Origin of the sequence: Campylobacter sp. LMG 17559 (assembly GCF_024723605.1) — a bacterium.
Classification (GTDB): domain Bacteria; phylum Campylobacterota; class Campylobacteria; order Campylobacterales; family Campylobacteraceae; genus Campylobacter_D.
Genome location: NZ_JANQCZ010000006.1, coordinates 19,476 through 34,504, shown reverse-complemented (window position 1 = coordinate 34,504; position 15,029 = coordinate 19,476). Strand labels below are relative to the sequence as shown.

Below are 15,029 nucleotides of genomic sequence, written 5' to 3'. Positions count from 1 at the left end.
AATATATTTTTGTTATGATTTTACTAAAATAATTTTAAATTTAGGATATTTTTACGATGTTTTTTGAATTTGCACTCATTGGAACCACTGCAAGTGGCAAAACAGAACTTGCTAATAAACTAGCTTATGAATTTAACGCAAGCATTTTAAGCCTTGATAGTCTTTGCGTGTATAAACAAATCAACATCGCTTCAGCAAAAACAGAGCAAAAAACCCTAGATGAGCTTGATTATTTTGGTATAAATTTGTTAAATGTCAATGAGCATTTTAACATTGCTTTGTTTTTTGAAGAATACAAAAAAGCAAAAGCCTTTGCTCAAAAAAACAATCAAATGCTTATCATCACAGGTGGAACTAGTTTTTATCTAAAAGCCTTAATGGATGGTTTGAGTGAAAATTTTAAAGAAAGCCAAAGCACACTAAGTAATGATGAAATTTATCATTTAATGATAAAAATTGATCCACAAGCAAAAATAGAAAAAAACGATACTTATCGTTTGAAAAAATGGCTTGGAATTTATGAGCAAACCAATAAAATTCCAAGTGAAGTTTTAAAAGAAACCAAACAAGAAGCTTTGATTAAAAAACTTGATATTTTTGAAATTTCTTGGCAAAAAGATCTTTTAGAAAAACGCATTATCAAGCGCACTAAAAATATGCTAAATGAGGGCTTAATAGATGAAGCTAAAATGTTATTTGATAATTATGATCATCATTTAAAAGCACTAAATTCCATAGGTTTAAAAGAATGCAAAGAGTTTTTAGATAAAAAAATAAATTTAAATGAGCTTGAAGAGCTCATCATCATCCATACAAGACAACTTGCCAAAAGACAAAGAACTTTTAATAAAAAATTCAATAAAGAAATTTTAGATTTTCAAAGTGCTTATGAGAATTTAAAAGCTTATATTTTAAAAAAATATCAAGGCTGAGTATTTAAGACATTTAATTTATCTTTACATAAATTTTGCCAATTACTCGTTACATTAATATCTATACAATTTTGTAAGCTTTGTTTTTGATTTTGCACATCTTTTAAATCTTCATAAATATTGCTTTGCACATAAAAAACTCTTGCGCGCTCATCATCTTTTAAAGGATTAGCAAGTAAGTCTTTAAACAAAGTTAAGGCTTTTTGAGCTTGATTGCTTTGTTTTAAAGCTTTGATATAGATAAATTCTAAATCGGGACTAAAAAGATTTACTCCCTTTAAGTTTTGATAATCAATAGCCTTTGGAGCATAGTTTAAAATACTTGTTAGAAAATTATTTTTTTCACAATAACGCAAAAACTCATAATATAATTCCACCATACGATAATTCATAGGAAATTGCTCTAGTTTTTGTAAAGTTCTTATCATGGCATTATAATCTTGCAATCTAAGCTCAGCAAAAAATTTAATATAATTTGCTTCAAATTTTTCATTATCACTAATAATCGTTCTTGTGTTTAAAATATCGTTAATTGTTTTTATAACAAAGTTATAGCGTTTATCTTTAAGAGCTAAATCAGCACTTTGAAGCTTATAAAAGATAATATCATCATTTTCATTTTCCACTATGTATTTTTTAGCTTCTTCTATACGCGTTGTGCGTTTAAAACATTCAAGCATTTGTTTTTTATTTTGTATTTTGCCTCCTATATTATAGGCTTTAAAATCATCATATATTTTAATAGCAGCCAAACACTCATCATTTTTTAATCTTTGCTCTAAAACCAAAATAGCAGCTTGCTCTAAAAGATTTTTTACTTCTTTATTGGAGTATTTTTCAATGTCTTTTTGATAACTTATAACCTTTTCATAATTTTTTTCTTGAAAATATAATTTGACATTATCAAACAGCGCCTTACTAGAAATTTCTCCAGCGTATTTTTTCATAATTTCTTCATATTTTTGATGCAAAAAGCTTGCATTAGCATCTTTTAAATATAAAAAGTTTTTATCTTGTGCTTCTTTAATTAAACTCACATATTCACCCAAAGGAAAATCTTCTGCATAAAGATCTAAATATTTTTGAGCTTTAATATGTTCATTTGCATTTAATAAAGACAAGGCAAGATCTTTTAATACTCTTTCATATTCTTTATCTACCTTGGTTAAATGCGTAAAAATATACTCATAAATTTTAGAACTTAAATCATAAACCCTATTATTAGCAAAAGCTTTTGCTAATAATAAAGAATTTTCCAAATCGCTCATGAAAAATTCAGGGTTTGATTCTAAAATTTTATTTGCTAATTCTTTGGCTTCTTTTATATTTTTTGCCTCTAGATGATTTTTTGATAAAAATAAAGCAGCTCTACTGGCTAAATCTGCATTTGGAGTAGAATAATACACATCTTGATAAATATTATTTGCGGTATTTTTTTTACCCAAATGATACAAATAATCTGCATAATCAAGTAAAGCCATTATAGTATATTTATCGCCTTTGTGTTCAGTATTTAAAGTATCTATAATATATTCAACATTAGATCTTTGCGATAAACCCATATAAACTCTCATCATAATATACATCACTTCTGTATAATCTTTATCATTAATATAAGTTCTCACCCATCTTTTAGCATCATCTAACATTTGCTCTAAAATTACCTGGTCTTTATCAAGTTCATAAGTGTATAGTTTATTTTGAGCTCTTAATTTATAAAGCTCAAATTCATTCATAAATACACTACCCTGATAACGCTTAATAGCACTAGTTGCATCCCTTAAAACCTGATCATATTTTTTTGCTTCATATTCTTGTTTTATACTAAAATAAGCGTTAAAATCTGCACTTTTTGAAGTTTCCATAGGATTAGAATTTAAATCTAATGCTCCAATATAAGGCATTAATCCATCATCAAAATAAATATCAAAATCGAGCCCATCGCTAGGTTTGTAATATCTTAAATCTTTAGTAAAAATAAACACAAAGTGTTTAGAAGTATCTCCACTTTGACTTTGAATTTCTTTTGCATTAAAAATATCTTGGGAATAATTAAACATCTTAGCTAAAATTTTAGGATAGATTTTGATTGTCAAAAAGGTTTGGTGCTTTTCAAAATAAATTGTAAAATCATCAAACTCTTTATTTTGAAACTGCATATTACTAACACCTAAAACATTGCACTCAAAATGGGTTTTTTCAAATTCAAAAACACTTTTGCAAGTAAAATCCTTATCATCTTTTAAATGCAAAAGCGTAAAAGGGCGTTTATGCTCTTCCCCTTTATTAACAATAATTTCAAAAGAAAATGTATAAGTTATACTTAATAAAAATAAAAATAAAACCCTTATCATAAGCGTGATTATAGCAATATTATTTTACAAAAGCAAAAACACGCAAGAAACACTTCCAATCAAACACAAGCATAAAATAATCTTTTGTTTTACATCTAAGTTTGCACTTTCTATGATTTGAGCCTTTTTGAAAAAAACATAAATTAAAATTTTTAAATAAGCATAAAGCATAATCATAGAACTTAAAGCTATAGCAAATACAAGTACATAATAGCCTGAGTTTAAAATAGAAGCTAAAATTAAAATTTTACCCCAAAAAATACCAAAAGGCGGAATACCTGCTATACACAAAATGAATATAGCTAGCATTATAGACAATACTGGTCTTTGATCAAACAAACCTGAAAAACTCTCAAATGAGCTTTTTTGAAATAAACTCAATATTAAAAAAATTCCATAATTTGCAAAAGCAAAAGATATCCAATACACAAACAAAGCAAAAATTGAAAGCAAATAAGAAGTCCCATCTCCTTGAGAACTCACACTCATACTAGAAACAATAACTGCTAATATAAAAGAAGAATGAGTAATAGAACTATATGCTAGCATTTTTTTCACATCTTTTTGGATTAAAGCTACTATACTTACAACAAGCATAGAAAAAATTGCTAGTAATGCTACTATGTATTCAAATTTTACTCCACCGCCCAAAGCAGAAAAAATTCTTAAAACTACTATTATCATAGCTATTTTTGGTACTATAGATATAAATGCTATAAAATTTGTATGCACTCCACAATACACATCTTTTAACCAAAAATGAAAAGGTGCAATAGAAAGTTTTACTCCAACAATAACTAAAAACATTACCCCAGCACAAAGCAAGATAGGATCTGAAATATATTCAGAATGCAATAGATTATCTAAATCCAAAGATTTTGTTTTTAAATATACAAAAGCACAAGCAAAGACAAAAAACCCAGCGCCTACTGCAGCTAAAGTAAAGTACTTTATACTAGAGCTAATAGCATTATGAGTTCCTCTTAGTGCTATTAACGTATAAAGAGCTAAAGAAGAACCTTCTAAAGCTAGGAAAATTACAATTAAATTAGTGCTTGATATCATTAATATCAAAGAAGCAATCATAAATAAAAACAAAGAAAAAAACTCTGCCTTTTGCTCATCTTTATCCATTAATAAATAAAGCATTGAAAAAACTAAAATAACTATTTGAGCAAAAATTGCATAATTATCACTTACAAATAAACCAAAAAAGGCATGAGAATTATCTAAAACAAAGCCATTATAAAGCAATAAAAAACACAAAGCGCTAAATAAAGCTATAACACTTGCTCCTATATAAAAATTTCTAGAAAGTTTTTTAAATGCATCCAATAAAAGCAAAACAATAGCCCAAAAAAGCAATGATAACACAGGAAATAATAATACAAAATTGAATTTTTCTAAACTAAAGCCACTCATTAAAAACCTCTTATATCATCTATGATTTTTTGATTTTCTATTGCAATATTTCTTGTTTGCATAACTTCAAGAATGCTATTTACATTCAAAGCAATTTCATCAAGCATAGCACTTGGAGCTATCCCTAAATAAATTACCAAGGCACTTAAAATACCCAAAACAAAAATTTCACCTTTTTTTAATATTAATTTCTCCATTTTTTCTTCACTAGTGGCAAAAAACATATTTCTATAAATATTTAGCATATAAATAGCCCCTAAAATAATCACACCACCTGCAAATAATGCATACCACAAATTCACACTTGCTATGCCTTGTAAAATTAAAAACTCACCTACAAAAGAAATAGTCAAAGGCAGTGAAATAGATGAAAATAATAACACCGCAAAGAAAAAGCTAAATAATGGAGCTGTTTTAGCTAAATTTTTATAAAAGTCTAAATCAAAAGTATGATATCTTTTATAAAGCATATAAGCAGCCAAAAACAAACCGCCTGTTACTATACCATGTGCAAACATGTAAAATACAGAACCACTTAGCCCATTATAAGTAAAAGTCACAATACCCAAAATCACCACACCCAAATGTGAAATTGAGCTATAAGCAATTAATTCTTTCAAATCTTTAGTTTTAAAAGCAATTAAAGCTGCATATAAAATTCCAACTATACATAAAATAGCAAGTAAAGAATAATAATGATTTAAAGTATCAGGTGTTAAAGGCAAGGTAAATCTCAAAAATCCAAAAGGAGCCATTTTAAAACTAACAAGCATTACAGATACTAAAGTCGGACTTTTTGCATAAACTTTTGGCGCCCAAGTGTGGAAAGGAAATAAAGGACTTTTAATCGCAAAAGCGATAAAAAATCCTATAAAGATTAAATTTTGCACACTTTCAGGTATGAAAAATTCACTCTTATACCAAGCAAGTAAATCAAAACTCCAATACCCAAAACTTTGATAATACAAAAATCCTACATAAATAATCGCTAAAAGCATGAGCATAGAACCGCAAAATGCATAAATGAAAAATTTAATCCCTGCTTTATAATTATCTGAATATCTGCCTATTAAATAAATAAGCGGTATAAGAGAAAACTCCCAAAATACATAAAATAATAAAGCATCTAATGAAGCAAAAAGCCCTATAATACAAAATTGCAATAAAAATATACTTACTACAACACTTTTATCTTGAATATCCAAACATACAAAAGATAAAAAAATCATAATAGAACAAAGCAACATTAAATAAAGCGCTATAGCATCTACACCAATATGAAAATTAACTATTAAAGAATTTAAACTAAACTCATAAGCTATACCACCATGATAATTAAACAACAAAAAAATATTAAAAACTAAAATCAAAAAGCTAACTAAAATAGCAAAAGACTTACTATCTTCTTTTTGTAAAAACAAAGCTATAAAAGCTGCAAAAAATGGAAATAACATTAACAAACTAAGCATTCTACACCGCCAACGCTAAACAAAATAAACATACAAAAGCCAACACTGTAATTCTTAAAACCAAAGAATAATCCTTACCTATGCTAAGAGTTCTAGCAAAAGTTTTAAGGAAAAATGCAACACTATCTACCAAAGTATCTAAAATTTCTTTATCAGCTTTTCTTAAAAATTCACAAAATAAAGCATATTTACTAACAATAAATTGATGATAAAACCTTGGTATATAGTATTCATTAAACAAAAGCTTATAAATACTTGTTTTAGAAAGTGAAGGTTTAAACCAATTTTTCCAATAAGCTATAATAGCTAAAAGCACTCCAAGTACCGCAGCAGCACTTGCAAGCACCATAACTAAAGAATTTTGTCCATCAATAAAAGCTAAGTTTTGACTCACAAACTCCATAAAACTATGCTCAAAAAATCCTGCAATAATAGCAAGTAAAGCCAAAGGACTCATCGCAAGCAAAGCTATTTTACTAGCTTCATGAGGATGTTCTTCATGTCTTTTTGGAGTAAAAAATACAAGCATTAAAAGTCTAAAACTATAAAAAGCTGTCATAAAAGCTGCTATTAAAAGCACCAAGAAAATTCCATGATGATGACTTATAAAAGAAAATCCTAAAATTAAATCTTTAGAGAAAAATCCTGCAAAAGGATAAATTCCTGCTAAAGCTAAAGAACCTATAAACATTAAAATAGCACTAAAACGCATATTTTTATAAAGCCCACCCATCTTGCTAATATCAAGCTTGTCATTCATTGCATGCATTACATTACCCGCGCCTAAGAATAATAAAGACTTAAAAAATGCATGGGTTGCTAGATGAAATAAAGCTATGGCATAAGCTCCAAGACCTGCTGCTACAAACATATATCCAAGTTGAGAAAGCGTTGAATAAGCAATAATTCTTTTTAAATCTTTAGCTACCATAGCCATTGAAGCAGCAAAAAGTGCCACAAAAGCTCCAAGTATAGCGATAAAATATCCTACTTCAGGAACTTGCAAATAAAGCTCTCCTGCGCGAATCACTAAATAAACACCCGCAGTAACCATAGTCGCAGCATGGATTAGAGCTGAAACCGGCGTAGGTCCTGCCATAGCATCAGCAAGCCAAGTATGGAAAGGAAATTGTGCTGATTTACCCATAGCACCCACAAAAAGTAAAAGCGCTATTAAAATCAAAATCATGTCATTTTCATGCCCTAAAGATAAAAGGGTAAAAAACTCATCATATTTTAAAGAATTGAACTCTATATAAATTAAGAAAATTCCTAAAAGCAAAGCCAAGTCTGCGATTCTATTCATGATAAATGCTTCATTAGCAGCAAAGGTGTATTTTTCATTATAATACCAAAAACCTATCAAAAGCCATGAACAAAGTCCAACGCCTTCCCAACCTATGAAAAGTCCTAAGAAATTATCACTCATAATCAAAAACATCATAGAAAAAACAAAAAGTCCCAAATAGCTAAAATAGCGATTAAACCCTTCATCATGCTCCATATAAAATATACTATACAAATGCACAAAAGTAGCAACTATGCTTACTACATTCATCATAACTAAAGTAATAGAGTCTATTTTGAAACCAAAACTAACATCTACCAAAGATATCCAAGTACCAAGTTCAAAATTAAAATGCACTCCATTACTTAATAAAATAATTGAAGCAAATGCTGAAAAAGCTATAAATAAAGAAGCTAAATAACCTAAAATAATTTTCTTAACACTAAAAGCAAAAATACCTAAAACAATAGCTGAAACCAAAGGAGAAAAAAGTGCAATTAAGGCTAAATTTTGCATTTTAACTCTCCTTTTTCAGCTAAAGAGCTAAGTTCTAATGTTCCTGTTTTTCTATACCATAAAACACAAAGTGCTATCCCAACAGCTACTTCACAAGCTGCAACCCCCATTACAAATAAAGCAAAAATTTGTCCTTCTATATCTTTATGGGAAGCCCCTGCTGTAACTAAGGCCAAATTAGCAGCATTTAATAAAATTTCACTTGAAATAAAAAGCATAATTAAATTTTGGCGTTTTATAATACCTATTAGACCAATGATAAACATCAAAATAGCCACAATGTAGTATTTTTCTAACATCATTGCTCATCCTTTTTTATATTTTTTTGAGTAAGTGCTATTGCACAAATTAAAGCTATTAAAAGTAAAATTGCCATAAATTCAAAAGCAAGCATGTATTTTGTAAATAAAGTAAAACCTATTTGCTGAGTTGAATCAAGATCATAAACTTCACTAGTTTCATTTAAACCAAAGTTATAGCCCATAATAATACTAATTAACAAAATAGCACTAAAAACCACAGCAAAAATAAATACTCTTTTACCTTTTAGACTTTCCTTTACTTTTATCGAAGCATCAAAAAACATCATAGCAAAACTATAAAGACCTAAAATAGCCCCGCTATAAACGATAATTTGAATTGCTCCAATAAATTCAGCATTAAGTAAAAAATAAAATCCGCTCAAAAAAACCATAGCCGCAGCCAAAGAACTAATAGCATAAAGCACACTAGTACTTAAAACGCTAATTAGAAAAAATCCCAATACCAAAACACTTAACAAACAAAAAGCTATCGTTTCAAACATTTTCTTCCTTTGGGGTATCTTGCTGTCTTTGCAAATCTATCTCGTAATAATTTGGAGTTTTCTTTACTAAATCATCAGCATCTTTTCTTAAACTACCACTTCCTTCAAATACCACTTGATTTTTAAGCTCATCAATAGGAGTTAAAAAATCTTGCTTTTGACCAAAATACGATCTTTGCTCTGCTGCATTTTCATACTCTTTACCATGTACAATAGCAAGTTCAGGACAAACATCAGCACAAAAGCCACAATAAATACAACGTCCTAAATTGATACTATAATTTTCAACCTTTTTACGTCCATCTTCGCTTAAACTTGTTTCCATTCTTATGCAATTGCTAATGCAAATTTTTTCGCACAATCCACAACCAATACAACATTCATTTTCACTTTCAATAAAACGCATCAAACGATGTACCGCACGGTAGCGATTATCTAAAGCAACTTTTTCCATAGGGTATTTAATCGTTGCGCTATTATTTTTTTTAAACATTTCTCTTAATACGACAAACAAACCTACAAAAAGTTCTGTATTTAAAGAACGCTTGATTACTTGTATGAATTTTTCATAAGCATTTTGAGGATTTTTACGCTCAAAATCTACTTTAAAATAACCTTTTTTCATTGTTTTTCCTATATCACAAGTACTAAAGCACTAATTAATAAATTTAAAACCGCTAAAGGAATTAAAATCAAATAACACATTCTCATTACTTGATCAGGACGCAGTTGCGGAAAAGCCCCTCTAGCCCAAAAATACCAAAAGAACACAAAAGACACTTTCAAAAGCATCATAATAGCCCCTGGTATAATCCAAAAATCATTAAATCCACCCAAAAATAAAAGCGATATCATAATCGCTCCGGTAATCATGGCTGTATATTCTCCGATAAAAAACATACCCCATCTAAGCCCACTATATTCAGTGCCATAACCTGAAACAAGTTCAGTTTCGTTTTCACTTAAACAAAGTGGGGTTCTATTAGTTTCTATAAAAATGGCTATTACAAATAAAATAAAAGCCAAAGGTTGTTTAAAAATAAGCCAAGAAAGTATGCCTTCACTTTGATAATTATTAATATCTACCAAAGACAAAGAACCAACAAGCATTACCACACATACCAAAGAAAGACCTGCAACACTCTCATAAGAGATAATAGAAACAAGCCCTCTTGCCCCACCTAACAATGACCATTTATTATTACTTGCCAAGCCTCCTAAAAAAATAGCATAAAAACTAACCCCGCCCATGCCTATGACAAATAGTAAGGCCACATTAATATCAGCAATAATAGGGCGAATCACTCTACCAAATAAAGTAAATTCAGGAAAAATAGGAATAGCTGCAATTGCCACAAAAGCACAAATTGCTGCAATCAATGGAGCGATTAAAAACACCACTTTTTGAGCATAAGTTGGCACTATATCTTCTTTAGTAAAAAGCTTAATCATATCAGCAACTACTTGAAGCAATCCAAAAGGACCTACCATATCAGGTCCCAAACGACGATGAAATAAAGCTAAAGCCTTTCTTTCAAGATAAGTTGCCAAGCCTGCTAAAGTAGCAAAAATAGCTATAACAAGCACGCATTTGATAATTGTTTCTATAATAAAAAAAGTAATATCACTCATATTTTAGCTCCTGCTTTTTCAAGCCAAACTTTTGCATATCGAGCATTATCAAATAAAGATTTAAAATCAATCTTACTATCATAATCCCCCAAATACGCACCATTTTCTAAAGATTCATCACATTTTACACTTATAGCAATTTGAGTTTTTTCATTTTTTAAAATAACACTATCATCTTGATTTAAATCAAATTTTTGCATTAAATCAAGCGATAAAAATAAAGCTCCAACCTCATTAAAAGCTCTATTACTAAGCTTTGAAAACTGATGAATGCGATTTGCATGATATAAGGTTAAATTTCCTTCATTTTGTTCTTTGACTTCTTGGGTGTTTAATATTTTTTCAAACTCAAAATGAGAAAAATCAAGCTCATAGCCTCTATGATTTACCCCACCATTATCATAATGATTTTCTAACTCATCAAAATCAATTGCCCTAAAGCCTTTATTTTGTGGTAAAAATTTAGTATAGTTGATTGTAAATTCTTCATCAAAACCTAAAGCATTTGCTAAATCATTTAAAAAATAACCTTTAAATTCTAAAGCTGCATTTGTAGGAACTAATCTTTTGTCATAATTTACAAAGCTACCTTCTTGTTGATTTAAACTAGAACTTGCAAGATCAAAATGCCCATCATAAGAAAAAGTAAAATCACCTTTTTCATTATAACCTAGTGTTTTTCCCGCTTGAAAATCTTGACTTAAATCACAAATCAAACTCACACCTAAAGTATTAGTGCAAGTTGGATTTAAAAAGACTTTAAAATCGGTATATTTTTGCACCAAAGCACAAAGTTTTGCTAGCTTTGCACTTTGCTCATCATAGTAAAAATCACTTCCTATAATAAGTGTAAATTTTTGCTTTTTAGCTAATAAAGTTTCTAAAATATCCTCATCTATGCCAAGATTTTTCGCATAATTTGATCTTTGCACCTCTATGCTTTTTTTAATTTTTTTAGGCACAAGCTTTTTAACTTCTTCTATAATAGTTTCGCCATTTTCATTTTGCTTTTCTATCTTTTCAATAACTTCTTCATTGATAGTTTCTTCAATTTCTTTAGTGCCTTGATAATACGCATTTTCTAATGTATTTTTAAAATCTTGCGGAAACTCTTTAGCAAATTTTTGCAAGATAAACAATAAAATATTTTCATTATCTTTAATATCATGATTAATCTGCAAGAAATTTTTAGAGTATTTATCCACACCTTTATCTTTTATAGGGTGAAAATATAGCCCTGCGCCTTTATTCATCACTAAAGCATTATTAACTTTATATCCTAGCGTTGGCGCATCATAGCGTAAAAATGAACCTACGATGATTAAAAAATCACTTTGAGTGATATCATCTGTATTTGCATTATACATTGCATTTGCATTTTGATAAAAACAAGCTAGAAAATCTTGGAATTTTTTAGCTTCATGATTTATAAGATTAAGATTAAATTTTTTACTTAAATTTTGCAAGATTAAAGCTTCTTCGTTAGTAATAAAACTATTAAATAAAATATTTTTTATTTCATCATTTTTTATCATATTTACTAGTTTTTCAAAGGCTTTTTCATCTTTATCTTGAACTTCATTTTGGGTATTAAAACCATATCTTGCAGCTTTATTTAGCGTAGCAAAAGCAAAATCATTACTCACTCTATAAATTTTTTCTTTTTGATTATTAATACTAGTTTGTTTAATATCATAATACATCAACTCACAATCACTTGAATGTGGATTGCTAGCTGGAATTTTCTTTAATTCCCAAGCATTAGATGTATATTGAAAAGCCGAACCCACCAAGGCTCCTGTTGGACATACACTTGTACATTCTCCGCAAAAAGAACAATCAAGCATATCACCACTACTTGGCGCAATTAAACTCTTTTGAAATTTAGTCCAAATCGCTAGCGCGTCTTTACTCATACTCTCTTTAAAACTTGCATCGGGCGCGTTTGCTCCTCTTGGAGTAGTTTTTAAAGCACTTTCACCTATTTTATCTTTACAAACTGTGATACATCTTTCACACACTATACATAAAGCTGGATCATAATTAATCTCGCCCCATTTTTTATGTTCTTTATGGGTATCTTTAATCCAATAATTTTGCACATTTACTCTTGTTTTGTGTGTAAAGTTTTGAAGCTCGCATTCGCCAGATTTATCACATACCCCGCATTGTAAAGGGTGGTTGATACAATATGCTTGCATGATAGCATTGCGTTCATCCCATAAATTTGGCAAATCACTCTCTACTACCATACCTTCTTTAACTTTAGTATTACAAGAATAAACCTTTTTACCATCAGCTTCTACCATACACATACGACATGCAAGTGTTGGAGAACAACCATTTAAATAACAAATTGCAGGAATGAAAATATCATTTTTTCTTGCGACATTTAAGATATACTCACCCTCATTTGCCTCACATTCTATACCATTAATGATAACTTTCATTTTATAACCTTAACTTGAGCTTTTGAAAAAGCAAAACCAGCGCTTTCATAATCAAACAAAGCCACCGTGCCTTTTAAATCATGATTGATTTTTACTATAGTTGTAAATTCTTGAGTGTTTATTTTTAAATTAATTTTATCCTCATCCTTAACCTTGGCAATCAAAGCAAAAGATGAAGAACAATGCAAATTTTTATCCTCTAAAGGTGCTTGCATGATGATAGTTCCGTCAAAATTATCAAGTTCTAAAAGTTCACTAAAAGAATTTTGTATTGACAAATTTTCTTCATTTTCATTAGAACAAATCAATAAAAGTTCAAATTTATGACAAAGTTTTTCTAAAAAATACTTAATATTTTCAAAGTCTTTATGTTGGTATAAATTTTCATCAAAAATAATACACTTTGCTTCTTTTAAAAACTCCAAAATCTCTAAAGCCTCTTCTTCGCCAAAGCAAGATTCAGCACTTAAATAACCCTCATCAAGCTCGTTAAATTCAGTATCCAAACTTATCTTACAAAGTAATGCAAGCACAAAAGGCACACTCGCAATCTCACATTTATAAAAGCTTGCTTTTAAATTTTTATCTTCTAAACAGGAAATATTGTAATTTTTACTTTTGTTAAGCTTAGCACAAAGTGAAGGATTTTTTAAAGAAAGCAAATCCACAAAACACAAAGCATTTAAGCCTTCTTGATATTTTGCTAATTTCATTGTCCTACCTTTTTAAAAACTATAGTCCAATCTACTTGATTAAATTTTAAAGAATTTAAAAGTTCACAATTTCGCTCTTTTATGAAAGCAAAACTTTTTTCTACATTAGAAAAATCTCCTATTTCAAACAAAACCACTAAAACTTCACCCATATAGGCTTTTTGAATGATTTGTTCTAAATCCTTAAATAAATCTTGACTTTTTCTTAAATCCACGCGTCTCATCGGTCTATCTCACCTAAAACTATATTAATACTTCCTAAAATCGCCACCGCATCAGCCAAATATGACCCTACAAGCATTTCTTCTAAAAATGCACAATGAAAAAAACTTGGGGTTCTAGCTCTTAATCTATATGGCCTACCGCTACCATCTGAGTGGATAAAAAATCCAAGTTCGCCTTTTGGACTTTCAGTTGGTACATACACCTCTCCTTTTGGTGGTTTTAAGCCTTGGGTTACTAGGACAAAATGTTGCATAAGCGAATAATTTTGTGTCATGATTTGCTCTTTTGAAGCACTTACATACTCAGGATGATTGCATAAAATTTCAAGCGGAGTATCTTGATAAAGCTTAGCACATTGAACTAAAATTTTTAAACTTTCTCTAAATTCTTGCATATAAACTTTATATCTTGCATAAGAATCACCCATTTTAGCCACAGGTACGCCAAAATCTACCTCATCATAAAGCAAATAAGGTTCTTCTTTTCTAACATCATAAGCAATCCCGCTTCCTCTTAGCATAACCCCGCTACAACCCCAACTTAGCGCTTGTTCTTTACTTACCACTCCTACATTTTCAGTTCTTGCACGCCAAATTCTATTATCATCAAGCAAGGCTTCATAATCTTTTATATCATTTGGAAATTTATTGCAAAATGCCAAAAGCTCATCTAAAAAACCTTCAGGTAAATCAAGCATTACCCCGCCTATTCTCATAGATGAATGTGTAAGTCTTGCCCCACAATATTTTTCTATTAGATCAAGCACATATTCACGCTCTCTAAAGCAATATAAAAATACTGTCATCGCACCAATATCAAGAGCATGTGTAGCAAGCCATAGCAAATGCGAAGCAATGCGGTTTAACTCAAGCAAAATCATCCTTATCACACTTGCTCTGCGTGGAATTTCCAAACCACAAAGTTTTTCCACAGCAGCTACATAGGCATAATTATTTGCACTAGCTGCGATATAATCCATTCTATCGGTAGTTGGGATAAACTCTTGATAGATCATATTTTCAGCCATTTTTTCCATACCACGATGCATATAGCCTATGCAAGGAGCAGCCTTGGTGATTTCTTCTCCATCAAGTTCTAAAATAAGGCGTAAATTTCCATGAGCGCTAGGGTGTTGGGGACCAAGATTTACTATCATAGTACCATCTTCACGCTCAAAGCTTATATTTTCATAATAAGGTTTTAATTTAGTAGAAATTTGCATT

At 29.7% G+C, this 15,029-nt stretch carries 13 protein-coding genes; 1 reads left to right on the top strand and 12 read right to left on the bottom strand.

From position 1 onward, the window contains the following. Positions 1-56 precede the first annotated feature (56 nt). Positions 57-932: a tRNA (adenosine(37)-N6)-dimethylallyltransferase MiaA gene (miaA, locus tag CAMP5082_RS04320; RefSeq protein ID WP_263679521.1), complete on the top strand. Its 876-nt coding sequence runs from the start codon at positions 57-59 to the stop codon at positions 930-932. On the opposite strand, the gene CAMP5082_RS04315 is transcribed toward miaA, so the two are convergent. From CAMP5082_RS04315 to nuoD, 12 genes are read right to left on the bottom strand one after another with little or no spacing between them, the layout of a single operon-like run. Further along, positions 923-3,286, bottom strand: coding sequence for a tetratricopeptide repeat protein (locus tag CAMP5082_RS04315; protein WP_337206012.1), 2,364 nt, complete (start codon positions 3,284-3,286; stop codon positions 923-925). The genes miaA and CAMP5082_RS04315 overlap by 10 nt on opposite strands. Positions 3,287-3,310: 24 nt before the next feature. Then, entirely contained in the window at positions 3,311-4,708 is a 1,398-nt protein-coding gene (locus CAMP5082_RS04310) for an NADH-quinone oxidoreductase subunit N (protein ID WP_263682484.1), read from the bottom strand. Further along, positions 4,708-6,177 carry a complex I subunit 4 family protein gene (locus CAMP5082_RS04305; RefSeq protein WP_337206011.1) on the bottom strand — a complete coding sequence of 490 codons (1,470 nt, stop codon included), beginning with the start codon at positions 6,175-6,177 and terminating at the stop codon, positions 4,708-4,710. The genes CAMP5082_RS04310 and CAMP5082_RS04305 overlap by 1 nt, the downstream gene beginning before the upstream one ends. 1 nt (position 6,178) lies before the next feature. Further along, positions 6,179-7,981, bottom strand: coding sequence for an NADH-quinone oxidoreductase subunit L (gene nuoL, locus CAMP5082_RS04300; protein WP_337206010.1), 1,803 nt, complete (start codon positions 7,979-7,981; stop codon positions 6,179-6,181). Further along, complete coding sequence (nuoK, locus tag CAMP5082_RS04295) at positions 7,969-8,280, bottom strand: NADH-quinone oxidoreductase subunit NuoK (protein WP_039667768.1); 312 nt, start codon at positions 8,278-8,280, stop codon at positions 7,969-7,971. Before nuoK ends, nuoL begins: the two co-directional genes overlap by 13 nt. Next, positions 8,280-8,786, bottom strand: coding sequence for an NADH-quinone oxidoreductase subunit J (locus CAMP5082_RS04290; RefSeq protein WP_220701703.1), 507 nt, complete (start codon positions 8,784-8,786; stop codon positions 8,280-8,282). Before CAMP5082_RS04290 ends, nuoK begins: the two co-directional genes overlap by 1 nt. Further along, positions 8,779-9,411: an NADH-quinone oxidoreductase subunit NuoI gene (nuoI, locus tag CAMP5082_RS04285; protein WP_039629100.1), complete on the bottom strand. Its 633-nt coding sequence runs from the start codon at positions 9,409-9,411 to the stop codon at positions 8,779-8,781. The genes CAMP5082_RS04290 and nuoI overlap by 8 nt, the downstream gene beginning before the upstream one ends. An 8-nt stretch (positions 9,412-9,419) precedes the next feature. Then, the gene (gene nuoH / locus CAMP5082_RS04280) at positions 9,420-10,418 is read right to left on the bottom strand and encodes an NADH-quinone oxidoreductase subunit NuoH (RefSeq protein ID WP_039619340.1); all 999 of its coding nucleotides are present in this window, start codon (positions 10,416-10,418) and stop codon (positions 9,420-9,422) included. Next, the gene (locus CAMP5082_RS04275) at positions 10,415-12,868 is read right to left on the bottom strand and encodes an NADH-quinone oxidoreductase subunit G (protein WP_337206009.1); all 2,454 of its coding nucleotides are present in this window, start codon (positions 12,866-12,868) and stop codon (positions 10,415-10,417) included. The genes nuoH and CAMP5082_RS04275 overlap by 4 nt, the downstream gene beginning before the upstream one ends. Continuing rightward, positions 12,865-13,581, bottom strand: a complete 717-nt coding sequence (locus CAMP5082_RS04270; RefSeq protein ID WP_337206008.1) for a hypothetical protein — start codon at positions 13,579-13,581, stop codon at positions 12,865-12,867. The genes CAMP5082_RS04275 and CAMP5082_RS04270 overlap by 4 nt, the downstream gene beginning before the upstream one ends. Next, the gene (locus CAMP5082_RS04265; protein WP_263662748.1) at positions 13,578-13,805 is read right to left on the bottom strand and encodes an NADH-ubiquinone oxidoreductase subunit E family protein; all 228 of its coding nucleotides are present in this window, start codon (positions 13,803-13,805) and stop codon (positions 13,578-13,580) included. The genes CAMP5082_RS04270 and CAMP5082_RS04265 overlap by 4 nt, the downstream gene beginning before the upstream one ends. Further along, positions 13,802-15,028, bottom strand: a complete 1,227-nt coding sequence (nuoD, locus tag CAMP5082_RS04260) for an NADH dehydrogenase (quinone) subunit D (protein ID WP_337206007.1) — start codon at positions 15,026-15,028, stop codon at positions 13,802-13,804. Before nuoD ends, CAMP5082_RS04265 begins: the two co-directional genes overlap by 4 nt. Between the last annotated feature and the right edge of the window lies 1 nt (position 15,029).